This is a genomic window from Flavihumibacter solisilvae (assembly GCF_000814475.1).
Taxonomy (GTDB): Bacteria; Bacteroidota; Bacteroidia; order Chitinophagales; family Chitinophagaceae; genus Flavihumibacter; species Flavihumibacter solisilvae.
Genome location: NZ_JSVC01000016.1, coordinates 102,731 through 118,450, shown reverse-complemented (window position 1 = coordinate 118,450; position 15,720 = coordinate 102,731). Strand labels below are relative to the sequence as shown.

Below are 15,720 nucleotides of genomic sequence, written 5' to 3'. Positions count from 1 at the left end.
CGATGGCTGCCGAATTTGATACCAATCACGTAAAAAATATTGTCTTGCTGGGCCATGCAGGCTCTGGCAAGACCTCGTTAGCGGAAAGCATGCTCTATGAAGCAGGCGTCATCAACCGCAGGGGAACAATCCCATTAAAAAATACTGTTGGCGATTACCACGAACTTGAACAGGAACGTGGTAATTCCATTTTTTCAAAGCTGATGCATTCCCGATGGCGGGGGTATAAGATCAACATCATTGATACGCCCGGGTATGACGACTTTGTTGGCGAAGTAATATCTGCACTTCGTGTCGCAGACACGGGAGTGATGTTGCTGAATGCTTCCATGGGAGTGGAAGTGGGTACCGACATTACCTGGCAATACACCGAGCAGTTCAAAACGCCCATGATCTTTGCTGTGAACCAACTTGATCATGACAAATCCGATTTTGATAAAACTGTTCAGCAGGCACGCGATCACTTCGGTACAAAAGTGGTCATGGTTCAATACCCGCTGCAGCAGGGTGCAGGTTTCCATGAAATCGTGGACCTGTTACGCATGACTGTTTACAAGTTTCGTGATGCCGGTGGAAAGCCTGAAAAATTACCCATCCCTGATTCCGAAAGGGAGAAGGCGGACAGGCTTCACAAGGAACTCGTGGAAGCAGTTGCCAGTAATGACGAAACCCTCATGGAACATTACTTCGACAAAGGTGAACTGGATGAAGATGAAATGAAGGACGGACTTAAGAAGGCAATGATCAACCATGACCTGTTCCCGCTTTTCTGTTTATCAGCAGAACGGAATATGGGTAGTGGCAGGCTGATGGGCTTCATCGATAATGTTTGTCCCGCTGCCAATGAAATGCCACCCCAGGTGACGAGGAGAGGCAAGCCTTTGCCTTGTGATGCAAACGGACCTGTGTGCCTTTTTGTTTATAAAACAGTGTCTGAACCGCATGTGGGTGAGTTGTCTTTTTTTAAGGTTTATTCCGGGACTGTAAGGTCTGGCATGGAACTCGTTAATGAGACCACCAATGTGTCCGAAAAGATCAGCCAGTTATTTATCCTGGAAGGTAACCGCCGCACCAATGTAAATGAACTTACAGCAGGCGATATCGGCGCTACCCTTAAGTTGAGGAATACTCATGTGAACAACACGCTTCACGAAAAGGGACGCGATATTGAGCTGGAATCGATTGCATTTCCGCCGCCGAATATGAGTATGGCGATTGAGCCTGTCAATAAAGGCGAAGAAGAAAAACTGGCACAGGCCCTCCACCAGCTCGTGGAAGAGGACGCGACCGTGATCGTGGAAATTTCCCCGGAACTGAAACAGACTATTATTCATTGCCAGGGCGACATGCACCTGGCTGTGATCCGCTGGAAGATCGAACACTATTCAAAGATAGAAGTGAAATTCCTCAAGCCCCGCATTGCCTACCGGGAAACCATCCGCAAAGGTGCGGACGCACAATACCGGCATAAAAAACAATCCGGGGGCGCAGGTCAGTTTGGCGAAGTTCATATGCGGATTGAACCCTGGTTTGAAGGCATGCCTGAACCGGCCGGACTCAACGTTCGTGGCCGCGAAACACATGAACTTCCCTGGGGCGGAAAACTCATTTACTACAATTGCATAGTCGGTGGTGCCATCGATACCCGCTTCCTTCCCTCAATCCTCAAAGGAGTGATGGAAAAAATGCAGGAGGGACCGTTGACGGGAAGTTTTGTCAGGGATATCCGCGTGAGTGTATTCGATGGAAAAATGCACCCGGTGGACTCCAACGACATCTCGTTCAAACTGGCCGGACTGCAAGCCTTCCGCCAGGCCTTCCGCCAGGCAGATCCGCAACTCCTGGAGCCGATTTATAACCTGTCGGTGATGTGCCCGGATGAATTGACTGGCTCGGTAATGGGCGACCTTCAGACAAGACGCGCGATCGTTGAAGGAATGGAATCCGAAGGACACTTCACCCGCATTATCGCAAAAGTGCCATTTGCCGAAATGCATGAATATTCATCAGCGCTCCGCTCGTTGACCCAGGGCAGGGCGAAATTCCGGTTGACCTTCGACAATTATTCCCCGGTTCCTTACGAGCTACAGAAAAAACTAACGGAAGATTACAGCAGGCAGGCGGTTGCTGAAGAAGTCTAATACTCCAGTGTGTCTGCAGGCTTACTGTGTACATTCACCTGCACCTTGTATTCACCAAGAAGGGTGATAAGTTCAACTTCTATTTTTACGTTCCGGAACGCGGGGTTGCCCACCGGGAGGTAAAAATAGGAGGTGACGAAGCGTTTGTCTTCTACCGCCTCTTCAATATCATGCTTAAAGAAGATCTCAGAACCATCTACCAGCACCACCCGCGCATTCTTTAGCCTGTTACAAACGGACTTGTACGCCCGCTTCCCATCGGAAAACTCATCCGTGATCAGCATAATGGCCTGCCAGCTGGCAGTGGTATCTATAATAGAATGAAACCTGGTGATGACGCATTCCTGCGCACCAGGTAAACTGACTACCGAAGCATACTTCTCGTATTCCGCCTCATCCGCCACCAGGTCACCCTGGATACTGCGAAAATCATTTTCAAAATCGAAATAAATAGTCTGGATCGCCCGGCTGAACAGCAAATCGGTGCTGTCAGTTCTTTTAAAGCGCTGGGCTGAGGTCGTTAATGAGCATAAAATGGCCAATAAAGGGATCAGGGTCTTTTTCATGGTTGGGATTCAGGCCGCAATGTTAATCAAAATTGTAACATTTGGTTAAGAATATCCTGCCCCATGTTTCGACGAACGGACACAATTTTGGCGAAATTTGCCCGTTTTAAAATGGATCCGTTTTTAATCCCATAAAAAGCCCAATTGAAAACCCCCGAGCCTATGAACGAACAGTTGTATTTCAACGACCAGGCCCACATTGCTGAAAAATTCCTGATGATCCAGGATCACCTGACCGACACCAGCAGGATGGCGGTATTGAAGATCCGGAACTGGAAACTGGTGGAACACCTGCCGGAAACCAGTCAGCGCTACAGAAAACACATGCAGCAGACCTTATTCAATGTTGTTCCGAATGAATTCGTCCTCTGTGAGGTCGGATATCATTTCTCTCCGATCAACAACTAATAAAAAAGGGCCTCTTACGGGGCCCTTTTTTATTCCGGGCCTGCGGCTTTTTTTACCGAAATACTTACAACTGTTAGTATTGAATCCCCATTCCTTACATTTGTATCTTTAAAACTCAACAGTTGAATATGAAAGAAGTATACGTTGTTTCTGCCGTTCGCACCCCGATGGGAAGTTTCGGCGGCAGCCTGAAAGACCTGTCAGCAACCCGGCTGGGAGCAGTTGCCATTAAAAATGCCGTGGAAAAAGCCGGGATTCCCGCTACTGCCATAAATGACGTACTCATGGGTTGTGTTATCCAGGCTAACCTGGGACAGGCGCCTGCAAAACAGGCTGCCAGATATGCCGGCCTGCCGGACAACGTGAACTGTACAACTGTGAATAAGGTTTGTGCAAGTGGGATGAAAGCCATTTCGCAGGCCGCACAAAGCATCATGCTGGGTGACGCGGAGGTCGTGGTTGCAGGCGGAATGGAAAGTATGAGCAATGTGCCCTTTTATGCTGAACAGCTGCGTTGGGGAAACAAGTACGGGAACAGCAATTTTATCGATGGACTGGCAAAAGACGGCCTGACGGATGTATATGATGGCAAGGCCATGGGGAATGCCGCGGAACTCTGCGCCAAAGATTGCGGTATCAGCCGCGAGGAACAGGACCAGTTTGCAATTGAAAGTTATAAAAGAAGCCAGGCAGCCTGGGAAGCTGGTAAATTCTCCAATGAAGTAGTACCTGTTACAGTTCCCGGTAAAAAAGGGGATACCGAGATAACCAAAGACGAAGAGCCATGGAATGTCAAATTCGAGAAGATCCCTGAGCTTCGGCCGGCATTCCAGAAAGAGGGCACTGTTACAGCTGCAAATGCTTCCACCATGAATGATGGGGCTGCAGCACTTGTACTGGTGAGCGCTGAAAAACTGAAGGAACTCGGGTTGAAGCCGATCGCGCGGATCGTTTCGTTTGCAGATGCTGAGCAGGCTCCGGAATGGTTTACCACATCTCCTGCGCTGGCGGTACCCAAAGCAGTTGAAAAAGCTGGCTTAAAAATGGAAGACATCAGCTTTTGGGAACTGAATGAGGCATTTTCTGTTGTCGGAATTGAAAACAGCCGCCGGATGAAACTGGATCCCGCACGGGTGAATGTGCATGGGGGAGCGGTTTCGCTGGGTCACCCGCTTGGGGCTAGCGGAGCACGGATCATTGTCACACTTATCAATGTACTTAAAGCTAACAATGCCCGTTATGGTGCAGCGGGTATATGTAACGGTGGTGGTGGTGCATCAGCAATGGTTATTGAAAACCTGACATAATTAAAAACAATAACGTATTTTCAAAAATAAAATCCGCACATGAAACGAATTTCGTTGCTCTCCCTGTTGCTGGTACTCGTTTTCGCTGCATGTAAAAAAGATAAAGGTGGTGATGATCCTACTCCGGACCCTGATCCGCCAGCCGTTTCGGAAGCAGATAAGGTTAAGGACACAACCCTGTTATATGCGAAGGAAATCTACCTGTGGTATAAGAACATCCCAGCGAGTTTCAACGCCCGTCAGTACGCAGATCCCAACGAAATTATGGAAGCCATCAGGCCTTACAGTATCCAGACCGGTTTTACAGAACCTGTTGACCGCTGGAGCTTTGCCATGTCACAGGCCGAATGGAATGATGTAAGCGGTGGAATTGCCGGTGATATCGGGTTGGGGATCTTCTTTATGAGCAACAATGACCTCCGTGTTTCTTATGTAGAGCCGGAATCAGCTGCCGGTAAAGCAGGTGTGAAGCGGACCTGGCGCATCACTAGCATAAACAACAGCACTAACATCAATACAAGTAATGCCAGCATCAACTTCATCGTTGACGCAATATATGGTGGTAAGAATGCCAGCATCCGGTTCCAGAAGCCTGACGGTACAAGTGTGGACATGTCGCTGACGCCGAGCACCTACCAGGAGCAGCCGCTTTTGCTCGATACAGTTTATTCAGCCGGCGGAAAAAATGTCGGGTATTTTGTATTGAATTCTTTCCTCGGTGATACATCGCAGATGAAAGCCAGCTTCAGCAACCTGTTCCAAAGGTTGGCAGCGAAAAATGTAACAGACCTGGTCGTTGACCTGCGTTACAATGGCGGTGGTTATGTGGATCTGCAGGAAGAGATGGCAAATTATATTATTCCTGCGGCAAGCAATAACAAGATCATGTACAAGCAACAGTTTAACGATCTTATGCCTACGAATTGGAACTCTACTGTCACCTTCGCTAAAAAAGGAACCGTAAGTCCGCAAAAAGTGGTATTTATTGTAACACATAACACTGCCTCTGCGAGCGAGGCACTCATTAATTGCCTGAAACCGCATATGGATGTGTCGGTAGTCGGTCCAAGCAATTCTCATGGAAAGGCAGTAGGATACTTCCCGATCGAAGTGGGGGACTGGTACATCTTACCGGTTTCATTCCGCCTGCTGAACAGTGCAAACGAGGGTAATTATTTTAATGGGTTTACTCCTGATAAAGTGGTAGTTGACGGGCTGGACAAACCCTGGGGAGATCTGAATGAAGACTGCCTGGCCAGCGCTTACAAATACCTGACTACCGGAGCTTTCCGGGCTATCCAGCGGGAGGAAAGGTCTGACCCGGAAATGATCCGGAGTTACCGGACAATGGAACTTCCAAAGCATAAGTTGTTAATTGAAGACCGTAAACATCTTCACTGATCCAAAACAGGTAGTACTATTTTTGCGCATTTGCCTATGAACCAATATTTTTGCCACTCCAAAAAGTAAACGAATGGCAAGATCAATCGCTTTTAGAGAGGCGCTCCGCGAAGCAATGAATGAAGAGATGCGTCGCGATGACAGGGTTTACCTCATGGGTGAAGAAGTTGCGGAGTACAACGGGGCTTATAAAGTAAGCCAGGGAATGCTTGACGAATTCGGAGCCAAGCGGGTGATTGACACCCCGATCTCTGAACTCGGATTTGCAGGCGTTGCTGTTGGCTCTGCGCAAAACGGTCTTCGCCCGATCGTAGAATTCATGACCTGGAACTTCGCCGCACTGGCGCTTGACCAGATCCTGAATACTGCATCCAAGATGCTGGCAATGAGCGGCGGACAGATTTCCTGCCCGATCGTTTTCCGCGGACCTAACGGTTCAGCAGGTCAGCTCGGTGCTCAGCACTCCACAGCATTTGAGAGCTACTACGCCAACATTCCGGGTCTTAAAGTGGTTTCTCCCAGTAATGGTTATGATGCCAAAGGCCTATTGAAGCAGGCAATCCGTTATGAAGAAGATCCCGTGATTTTCATGGAAAGCGAAGTGATGTATGGTGATAAATCTGAAGTACCGGAAGAAGAATATTATATTCCACTTGGCAAGGCCGATGTAAAGAAAGAAGGCAGCGACGTAACCATCGTTTCCTTCAATAAAATGATGAAAGTTGCACTTGGTGCAGCTGCAGAACTCGAAAAGGAAGGCGTAAATGCTGAAGTGATCGACCTGCGTACGATTCGCCCGCTTGACTGGATGACAATTCTCGAAAGCGTGAAAAAGACTAACCGCCTGGTAATCGTTGAAGAGCAGTGGCCGTTTGCATCTGTTTCTTCTGAAATCACGTACCGCATCCAGAAAGAAGGATTCGATTTTCTCGATGCTCCAATCCGCAGGATCACAGCTGCCGATGCACCCCTGCATTATGCACCAAACCTCGTTGCAGCAGCATTACCGGATGTTACCCGTACGGTTAAGCTTGTTAAGGAAGTAATGTACCTTAAGAAGTAAAAAGTCAGAAGTAAATAGTAAGAAATAACAAAAAGGCCGCTCAGTGAGCGGCTTTTTTGATTAACCATATATCAAAATCATCGGGTTCAGCTAGCTGTTCGCCATGCGGATCACACTGCTGATTGTCAGCAGCAGGCAATAACTGTAAGCCATGAGTACCCCTGCAAGTACAACGATTTTTGCGGTAAGCTGCCAGACACTTACTTCATTGGCAGTTTTGAGCGGGTGTTGAATTGTGTTCATAGGTGGATATTTTGATTGTTTTCAATGGATATCTGGAATAAAAGTACAAACCCGGAAAAGCATTGTCAAGGTCATTAATACTTTATTTTTTTTAGTAATACTACTATCTTTTCTTGCAGTTCTTACCTGGGTATACTTTACAATATACCTTCAGAAACTCTACGATTTCCGCCAGGTTCGCTTAATCCCGGACGTAAGCCGGGCGTCATGCTCCAGCCCGTCAAATGTGGCAAAATAATTGCCTGTACAACGCACTATCGCATTTATCGGTATTTTTGGATACCTCCATTACAGCACAAAACATTTATATATATAAGCATGTCAAATATTCTGATCATTGATGATGAAAGGGCTATCAGGAAGACTTTAGGTGAAATTTTATCTTATGAAGGTTATAAGATAGACGAAGCTTCCGACGGCGAAGAAGGGCTTAAGCGGTTCAGGGAAAAGACCTTTGATGTGGTGTTGTGCGATATTAAGATGCCCAAACTCGATGGACTCGAGTTTCTTGATAAGGCCAGGGAAGCCAACCCGGATATTCCCATCATTATGATCTCCGGCCATGGTACCATTGAAACTGCCGTGGAAGCGGTTAAGAAGGGTGCATTCGATTATATTTCTAAACCACCGGACCTGAACAGGCTGCTCATCACTTTACGCAATGCCATGGATAAAACTTCCCTGGTAACCGAAACCAAAGTGCTGAAACGCAAAGTCAGCAAAGTGCAGGAAATGATCGGTGACTCCCCGGCCATTCAAAGGATCAAGGATACCATCGAAAAGGTTGCGCCCACAGAAGCCCGTGTACTGATCACGGGTGAAAATGGAGTGGGCAAGGAGCTGGTCGCAAGATGGCTGCACGAAAAAAGCAATCGCGCCGGGGGACAACTGGTTGAAGTGAACTGTGCTGCGATCCCCAGTGAGCTCATTGAAAGCGAACTGTTCGGTCATGAAAAAGGATCATTTACCAGTGCAATCAAACAACGTATCGGTAAGTTCGAACAGGCAAGCGGTGGCACCCTGTTCCTCGATGAGATCGGCGATATGAGCCTCAGTGCCCAGGCAAAAGTACTGCGGGCCTTACAGGAAGGAAAGATAACCCGTGTAGGTGGCGATAAGGAAATTTCAGTTGACGTGCGGGTTGTGGCTGCGACAAATAAAGACCTGCTTCGTGAAGTGGAAGACAAGAACTTTCGGCTTGACCTTTATCACCGGCTGAGCGTAATCCTTATTCATGTTCCTTCGTTGAATGATCGTCGCGATGATATTCCGCAACTTGTAGATAAATTCCTGGAGAACATCTGCGCAGAGTATGGAATAGCCAAAAAGGAAATTGATAAACCCGCGCTCGAAGCGCTGAAAGAATACAACTGGACAGGTAATATCCGCGAACTCCGGAATGTTGTGGAACGACTGGTGATCCTCTCCGGTAAAGTAATAATAAAGGATGATGTGATCAATAATGTGGTGCCGAAAAGCTGATTATTGACCTCTTGCAAAAGAGATCATTTGCTGGTAATCCTTCAATAGCTGAACTTCTCCCGGAAGTTCAGCTGTTTTATTTTCAAGGCACCTGCCACTCGCCACGATGGCTACGCCTGGCAATTCGGCTCCAAGGTTCCTGATATAGCCCGGCACGTCGCAGTCCCCAAGATGGGTAATGAGGTGGAAATACAAATGTGTAACCTTTTGCTTTGTGCAGAGTTCAACCAGGCATTCCTGTTCTGTTTCCCTGCCCATGTAAATGGTCCGGGTGCCGTATTTCTTGAAGAGGTACTGCATAAATAGCAATGGTATCTCATGGGCCTCGCCGCCTGGCGTATACAGCAGAACGACCCTTTCCGAATTTCGGGGTCTTTCCAGGCCGTCAATGGCAACAATGATCTTTTTCTGGATGAGGTTGCTGGCAAAATGCTCATGGGCGATCAGTGCACGGTCCGTCAGCCATAACAGGCCCAGTCTTTCAAGGAAAGGGTAAACGACGTCAAGAATGCATTTCTCGAATCCCAGGTGCAGGATCATCATGTGCAACAGTTTGTCGAAGCGCTGCTGGTCGAACGACTGTGTCGCTTCTGTAAGCTGGCCAATGTTATTGTCGTATGAACATGATGCCGTTTTCGATAATGCCAGTGCCCGCAGATCGTCTTCCTCAAGTCCTGCCAGTTGCGACATCCGGTGCCCGCTGCGGTAAAGGAAAATCAGCCGTAGCATGGATTTCAGGTCCTCTGCGTCATAATACCGGTGACCGCTTTCCTTCCTCTTGGCCTGGCATACACCATAACGCTGTTCCCAGATCCTGAGGGTATGCGCTTTTACCCCCGTCAGGTTTTCTATATCGTTTATACTGAAATGATTCATCGGTTATTGCGAATGTATTCAATGTATTAACAAATTCTTTGAAGCTGCCCTGTCATATTTTCAACAAAAGCTGTACAAATAATGTGAATACCTACCATTTTTGAACCAGAATGGTATTTTTGTCCGAATTATAAATTCCGAGCTGAATGACAACGAATCAAATCCTGATCGTAGCACTTATTTCCCTGATCATTTTTATCCTGCCCGCATTTGGACTCTATAAACTATTTCAGAAAGCTGGTACACCCGGTTGGAAGGGACTGATCCCTTTATATAATACCTGGGTGATGCTGGAAATTGCACAACGCCCAAAACATTGGTTCTTCTGGCAGCTCATTCCTGTCGCCGGCTGGTTCGTTACTATGGGGATCTTCATTGAATTCATTAAATGCTTCGGAAAATTTTCTTTCTGGGAACACGCGCTCACCTGCCTGGTGCCCTTCCTGTACTTTCCGTATGTGGCAATGGACCAAAAGACCAGGTTCATTGGTCCCCAGGGAGTAAAACATTACCAGAAATCTACCGTAAGGGAGTGGGTTGATGCCGGCATCTTTGCCATTGTAGCGGCTACCCTTATACGCACTTTTATATTTGAGGCATATACGATTCCAACCGGGTCGATGGAAAAAACGCTTCTTATCAATGATTTCCTTTTTGTAAGCAAGCTCAGTTATGGTCCCCGGATCCCGAATACACCTTTGTCCATTCCTTTCATGCATCATACTATCCCCGGAACAAGTTCCAGGTCTTACTCAGAACTGGTCAAGCTGCCCTACAGCCGCTGGTTTGAAAGCCCGGTTAAAAGGAACGATGTGGTTGTGTTCAACTTCCCGACGGGAGATACTGTCATCAACCGGCCGGAATTCCAGTCCCAGGATCCTTATTATGACTTTGCCCGCAGGATAGGATCCGGTGATATTAATAAAGGAAGGCAGGCTGTATTATCTGATCCCGAGACCTACCCGCTGGTGATACGTCCTGTCGACAAACGTGAGAATTATATCAAACGTTGTGTGGCGATCGGCGGCGATACACTGGAAGTAAGGGACGGAAGGGTTTACATCGACGGGAAACCAGGTTTCATTCCACCACATTCCCAGATCTTCTACGAAGTGGAAACGAACGGCCAGCCGCTCAATGCTGAGGTCATGAAGGAAGAATACAATGTTGACATTGAAAATCCGGATGAGATCTTCAGTATTTCCGGGAATAAATATGGAATGCTGCTGACTGCGGAAGCCGTTGACAAGATGAAATCATCCGGGCTCGCAAAATCAATTACCCCGCAACTGATCAGGCCTGACCAGGTTGATCCGCGCCTTTGGGGCACCATTTGTTTTCCGTATGACACCATTCATAAATGGACTGTCGACAGCTTCGGCCCGATCTGGATTCCGAAAAAAGGTGCCACGCTCACCATCACGCCTGAGAACTATAGCATTTATGAAAGGGCTATCCGAGTTTACGAAGGCAATACCCTGGAACGCCAGAACAACAAGTTCGTCATCAACGGCCAGGAAACTGACAAGTACACTTTTAAGATGGATTACTACTGGATGATGGGAGACAACAGGCATCTGAGCCAGGACAGCCGCTTCTGGGGTTTTGTACCTGAAGACCATGTCGTTGGCGAAGCCTGGATCATCTGGATGAGTATCAACAAGGGTATTCGCTGGAACAGGTTGTTCAGGAGCATAAAATAATGTACCTTCTTTGTACATTATTACTGCTGCATGGAAAAGAATGCTTTCCATTTTGAATACGAAGTTTATGACTCGATCAATGAGCTGCCGGAGGCCGACGCCTGGTTACTGGAAGAAGCGAGAGAAGTAACAACTAATGCTTACGCGCCATACTCCAATTTTCACGTGGGTGCCGTCGCGAGACTTACAAACGGTGAAATGGTTGCCGGGTCAAACCAGGAGAATGCATCTTTTCCGGCAGGCCTTTGCGCAGAACGCGTGCTGCTGTCCTCTGCATCCAGTCTTTACCCGAAAGTGCCCATTGAATCAATTGCCATCAGCTACAGGAGTTCGCTGGTGGAGAGTGACCACCCGATCAGTCCCTGCGGTATCTGCAGGCAATCATTGCAGGAATATGAAACAAGATTACATCACCCGATCAGGCTGATACTTGGCGGAATGAAAGGAAAAGTCTTTGTCATTCCAAAGGCGAGTATGTTATTACCCTTGTCGTTTAACAGCAATGACCTTAACGGAACCTGAGCCTGTCCGTTCAAAAGAGCGTCTGAACACCATAATGCACTTTTTTCTCATGCTCCAGCAGCCATCGTTTTCTCCAGAGTCCGCCCGCATAACCGATCAATTCCCGATTGCTTCCTATTACCCGGTGGCATGGAACAATGATCGCAACCTGGTTTTTCCCGTTTGTTGAAGCTGCAGCCCTGATGGCCTTTGGGTCACCCAGCCGACGCGAAAGCTCAAGGTAGGAGATTGTCCTCCCGTAAGGAATAGCTGTAAGTTCACTCCATACCGATTGTTGAAAGCTGGTGCCTTCCTGGTGCACAGGAAGATCAAATTGTTTCCGTACACCCTGGAAATATTCAATAAGCTCGTCAAGGCATTGTTGTAACAACGGAGTCAGGGCAGCATCAGCAACGACATTTTCCTTTTCATCATCATTGCAGAAGTGAACTTCCTGTACATAACTGTCGGTTACGGTTACACGTAATATACCGATGGGTGAATGGTAGTATGCAGTATGCATTAATTTTTCAACCGATTTTATGGCCGTTGCCGACCGGTCTTTCCGGTTGTAATAAAACTACGTCATTGTTTTCATTATAGATCCCAAGCACAAGACATTCACTCCTGAAGCCGGCTATCAGTTTCGGCGGGAAATTGACTACCGCTATAACCTGCCTTCCGACAAGGGTTTCAGGCTGGTATAGCGCAGTGATTCGTGCAGACGACTGGCGCATCCCTTCAGGTCCGAAATCTATGCTGAGCTGGAAAGCGGGAATTTTGGCCTTAGGAAGGGGAGTGGCGGAAAGAATTGTGCCCACACGCATGTCAATTTTCTCAAAATCATCCCAGCTGATCATTTTTTATTTCGAATATACAGGCAGGTCTTTGAAATTCACTTAAAATTTTTGTTCAGTGGTTAACGTGCATTCCGTAAATTGAAACCTTAATTAAATATTTTTCAAACAGAACGTATTATGCCTCGTCAATCAGCATCGCGAAGAAAATTTATCCAAAACTCCTCCCTGGCTGCAGCGGGATTTTTCATCGTCCCCAGGCATGTCCTCGGTAAAGGTCATGTAGCTCCAAGTGACAAGCTCAACGTTGCCGGAATCGGCGTCGGTGGAAAAGGTCAGAGCGACCTGGCCGAATTCTTTAAGTCCGGCAAAGTGAACATTGTTGCATTATGTGATGTAGACGACCGCCAGGCGGTTAAGTCTCGTACTGCACATCCTAAAGCAAATTATTACAAGGACTTCCGGGAAATGCTCGAGAAAGAAAAGAAAAATATAGATGCTGTTTCCATTTCCACCCCGGACCATACGCACGCCAATGCAACACTGGCTGCAATGCAACTTGGCAAACACGTTTATACGCAGAAACCACTTACCCACGACATCTATGAAGCACGCCTTCTCACTGAGGCGGCTAAACGCTATAAAGTAGTTACGCAGATGGGTAACCAGGGTGGTAGTGGCGATGGCGTTCGTCGTGCAAAAGAACTGTATGATGCTGGCCTGATCGGCGAAGTGCATACTGTACACGCATGGACAAACCGCCCGGTATGGCCGCAGGGTATTGCAACTCCTACGGGCAGCCATGCAGTTCCCAAGGAACTGAACTGGGATCTCTGGCTCGGACCCGCACAGCATATTGATTACAACCCTGCATACCTGCCTTTCAACTGGCGTGGCTGGTGGTCATTCGGAACAGGTGCTTTGGGTGATATGGCCTGCCATATCATGGACCCGGTTTTCCGCATCCTTCCAATTGATTACCCATCATCCGTAGAGTGTAGTGTAAGCGCAGTATGGAAGGACATGTGGGCAGAAGGTGGCTATGTGGACAGCTGTCCTCCATCTTCTATCATTCACCTGAACTATCCAACCAAGGATGGCAAAGGAAATATCAAAGTTTCCTGGCACGATGGCGGACTGCTGCCTGCAAGGCCTGATGAACTGTTGCCGGAAGAAGCATTTGGTAACTGGGACGGTGGTGTATTGTTCATCGGAACAAAAGGAAAGCTGCTGGCCGACTGTTACGGTGAAAACCCCAGGCTGCTGCCCACCACAAAAATGCAGGAATCACTTCCTGCACCAACTATTAAAAGGGTAACGGAAGGACACTATGTTCAGTGGGTAAATGCCTGTATCGCTGGTTATGGCAAAGGCGTAACAAGTTCTCCGTTCGAATATGCGGGACCATTCACCGAAAGTATCCTTATCGGAAACCTGGCTATCCGCAGCTGGATGCTCAAGAATCCCAATCTCAAAGGTTGGAACGATAAATACCTGGGACGCAAAACCCTGCTGTGGGATGCCAAGAATATGCGCATCACCAACTTCGAGGAAGCGAACCAGTTCGTTAAGCGTGAGAGAAGGCAAGGCTGGGAACTTAACGCATAAAAAATATCGAATAGATATAATGAAGGAATGGCGAACAGCCATTCCTTTTTTTATTTTAACCCAGGTAACTCCTGATCATCCAGGCCATCTTCTCATGCTGGCGCAATACTACACCGGTAAGAAGATCGGCAGTGCCCGCGTCCTGGTATTTATCGCCGGTCTCGGAAATATCTCTCCTGACTTGGCGGATGATCGTTTCATGGTCATCCAGCAGGTTCTTTAATTGCGTTTGCTGGTGATTGGTATAATCCTGTTCCAGTAGTCGTGTCACGCTTAGGAAGTCTTTCAGCCGGCCCGTAGAGTAGTGACCGATCATGCGGATCCTTTCAGCAATTTCATCTATTATTTCCGCGAGCTGCTCATACTGTCCTTCGTAAAAAGCATGCATCTCGGCAAAATTGCTTCCTTCATAGTTCCAGTGATAGTTGCGTAGTTTGGTGTAGAGCACCTGCTCGTCGGCAAGTAAGGCATTCAGGATAATGGCTACCTCGTGGGAGTTCTTTTCGGATATACCAATGTCTGCTTTCATTTTCTGCTGATTTTGGTTTATGTATAATCTTCATACAACCAATAGCAGGCCAAAAGGTTTATTCTGAAATCATGGCAGACAACTGCATCAGTTCGTCATACTTGTAATAATGCTGGTCATTCTCAAAACACTTGGCAAATTCCTCCAGCAGTACCTGCACGATCCGGACATTGGAAAGGGGACGAAAGAACGAAGCAGTAGGAGGAACCGAAATCCGGCGGAAATAGGTTTCCACATCCTTTTGTGTGAATACCTGTCCGCTCATGGGATCAATATAAAACTGGATGCGATGCGATGGATTGGCTGGTAGCTTGTCCCACTGGCCATTGTCAAGCTCAAAATAAGCCAGTATGAATTGCCTGGGAATGTGAACCGCCCGGATGGGAATGTCGAGAAGGTCACATAAAACAAGGTACAGGATACCGTTACTGATCGAGTTGCCACGTTTTGCATCCAGTACTTTGTTGAGCAGGAAATCATTGGGTTCGCTATGATTCAGCTCTGTGCCCTTGAGGTGGTAATAGTTATACAGGATTGTCGTCAGTACATTGGTCTGCTCAAGAGGTGTCAGGTAGCTGTTCAGCTCAAGCCAGATATTGCGTCGCATCTTTTCAACATCCTGTAATACATTGTTGACATTGAGGTCGGGATACTGGAATTTGGATACCAGTAATGCCCCTGCGAGCAGGTCGGGCTCGGGGAGTGACTTCCACCTGGTGAATTCCTGTACCAGGTCGCAGTAATGAAGGCGGTGGATCAGGAGTTCAATCCTATCCTGTACCGATTCATCCGGCGTCGTTTCCCAAAGATGTTCAAGGTTTGGAATAATGTTGGCGCCGATTGAAATGATCCGGTTGCTTACGGTATTGAAAACTTCGTCATCCGGATCATCAATAAGATGAAACAGGGCTGATATTTCACGGGTTTCTTCCATAAGCGGAAAGGGTTTACTGGCTGTTCGTCATTGTTATGACGCACCGGTTAACCAATTTATTGTTAGGGATCTGCAAATAAATTTCGCGCTTTCAGGAGGGAAACGACGCAGTTTTTTTCCACAGGCGTGAATAATGTGGGAAAGTGAAAATTTAAAAGTCA

The 15,720-nt window shown here is 47.4% G+C and carries 16 protein-coding genes; 9 read left to right on the top strand and 7 right to left on the bottom strand.

Going from position 1 to position 15,720, the window contains the following annotated elements:
- Positions 1-2 precede the first annotated feature (2 nt).
- Positions 3-2,141 (top strand): elongation factor G, encoded by a 2,139-nt coding sequence (locus OI18_RS15010; protein WP_039141198.1) that lies wholly within the window; start codon positions 3-5, stop codon positions 2,139-2,141.
- On the opposite strand, the gene OI18_RS15005 is transcribed toward OI18_RS15010, so the two are convergent.
- Positions 2,138-2,707: a hypothetical protein gene (locus tag OI18_RS15005; protein ID WP_039141196.1), complete on the bottom strand. Its 570-nt coding sequence runs from the start codon at positions 2,705-2,707 to the stop codon at positions 2,138-2,140. The two genes, OI18_RS15010 and OI18_RS15005, sit on opposite strands and share 4 nt — an antisense overlap.
- 162 nt (positions 2,708-2,869) lie before the next feature.
- Here OI18_RS15005 and OI18_RS15000 point away from each other — a divergent pair, with 162 nt between their 5' ends.
- From OI18_RS15000 to OI18_RS14985, 4 genes are all read left to right on the top strand, one after another.
- Entirely contained in the window at positions 2,870-3,115 is a 246-nt protein-coding gene (locus OI18_RS15000; RefSeq protein WP_039141192.1) for a hypothetical protein, read from the top strand.
- Positions 3,116-3,243: 128 nt separating this feature from the next.
- Entirely contained in the window at positions 3,244-4,422 is a 1,179-nt protein-coding gene (locus tag OI18_RS14995; protein ID WP_039141190.1) for a thiolase family protein, read from the top strand.
- A gap of 39 nt (positions 4,423-4,461) precedes the next feature.
- Positions 4,462-5,823: a S41 family peptidase gene (locus OI18_RS14990; RefSeq protein WP_039141188.1), complete on the top strand. Its 1,362-nt coding sequence runs from the start codon at positions 4,462-4,464 to the stop codon at positions 5,821-5,823.
- Between the two features lie 73 nt (positions 5,824-5,896).
- Positions 5,897-6,886 (top strand): pyruvate dehydrogenase complex E1 component subunit beta, encoded by a 990-nt coding sequence (locus tag OI18_RS14985; protein ID WP_039141186.1) that lies wholly within the window; start codon positions 5,897-5,899, stop codon positions 6,884-6,886.
- A 90-nt stretch (positions 6,887-6,976) separates the two neighbouring features.
- Here the strand turns inward: OI18_RS14985 and OI18_RS24710 are convergent, their stop codons facing one another.
- Positions 6,977-7,129: a hypothetical protein gene (locus OI18_RS24710; RefSeq protein ID WP_160290245.1), complete on the bottom strand. Its 153-nt coding sequence runs from the start codon at positions 7,127-7,129 to the stop codon at positions 6,977-6,979.
- Between the two features lie 318 nt (positions 7,130-7,447).
- On the opposite strand from OI18_RS24710, the gene OI18_RS14980 reads away from it, so the two are divergent.
- Positions 7,448-8,611 carry a sigma-54-dependent transcriptional regulator gene (locus OI18_RS14980; RefSeq protein ID WP_039141184.1) on the top strand — a complete coding sequence of 388 codons (1,164 nt, stop codon included), beginning with the start codon at positions 7,448-7,450 and terminating at the stop codon, positions 8,609-8,611.
- On the opposite strand, the gene OI18_RS14975 is transcribed toward OI18_RS14980, so the two are convergent.
- Positions 8,612-9,487 carry a MerR family transcriptional regulator gene (locus OI18_RS14975; protein WP_052273267.1) on the bottom strand — a complete coding sequence of 292 codons (876 nt, stop codon included), beginning with the start codon at positions 9,485-9,487 and terminating at the stop codon, positions 8,612-8,614. It abuts the gene before it with no gap.
- Between the two features lie 146 nt (positions 9,488-9,633).
- Here OI18_RS14975 and OI18_RS14970 point away from each other — a divergent pair, with 146 nt between their 5' ends.
- Complete coding sequence (locus OI18_RS14970) at positions 9,634-11,190, top strand: S26 family signal peptidase (protein WP_039141182.1); 1,557 nt, start codon at positions 9,634-9,636, stop codon at positions 11,188-11,190.
- A 30-nt stretch (positions 11,191-11,220) separates the two neighbouring features.
- The gene (locus tag OI18_RS14965; RefSeq protein WP_039141181.1) at positions 11,221-11,712 is read left to right on the top strand and encodes a cytidine deaminase; all 492 of its coding nucleotides are present in this window, start codon (positions 11,221-11,223) and stop codon (positions 11,710-11,712) included.
- A 10-nt stretch (positions 11,713-11,722) separates the two neighbouring features.
- Here the strand turns inward: OI18_RS14965 and OI18_RS14960 are convergent, their stop codons facing one another.
- Together OI18_RS14960 and OI18_RS14955 are read right to left on the bottom strand one after the other, a co-directional pair.
- The gene (locus OI18_RS14960; RefSeq protein WP_039141180.1) at positions 11,723-12,214 is read right to left on the bottom strand and encodes a methylated-DNA--[protein]-cysteine S-methyltransferase; all 492 of its coding nucleotides are present in this window, start codon (positions 12,212-12,214) and stop codon (positions 11,723-11,725) included.
- Positions 12,215-12,221: 7 nt separating this feature from the next.
- Positions 12,222-12,551: a tRNA-binding protein gene (locus OI18_RS14955; protein ID WP_039141179.1), complete on the bottom strand. Its 330-nt coding sequence runs from the start codon at positions 12,549-12,551 to the stop codon at positions 12,222-12,224.
- A gap of 117 nt (positions 12,552-12,668) precedes the next feature.
- On the opposite strand from OI18_RS14955, the gene OI18_RS14950 reads away from it, so the two are divergent.
- Entirely contained in the window at positions 12,669-14,096 is a 1,428-nt protein-coding gene (locus OI18_RS14950) for a Gfo/Idh/MocA family protein (RefSeq protein ID WP_039141177.1), read from the top strand.
- Between the two features lie 55 nt (positions 14,097-14,151).
- Here the strand turns inward: OI18_RS14950 and OI18_RS14945 are convergent, their stop codons facing one another.
- Complete coding sequence (locus OI18_RS14945; RefSeq protein ID WP_039141176.1) at positions 14,152-14,625, bottom strand: Dps family protein; 474 nt, start codon at positions 14,623-14,625, stop codon at positions 14,152-14,154.
- 58 nt (positions 14,626-14,683) lie between these two features.
- On the bottom strand, positions 14,684-15,559 hold the full coding sequence (locus OI18_RS14940) for a transglutaminase family protein (protein WP_039141174.1): 876 nt from the start codon (positions 15,557-15,559) through the stop codon (positions 14,684-14,686).
- Between the last annotated feature and the right edge of the window lie 161 nt (positions 15,560-15,720).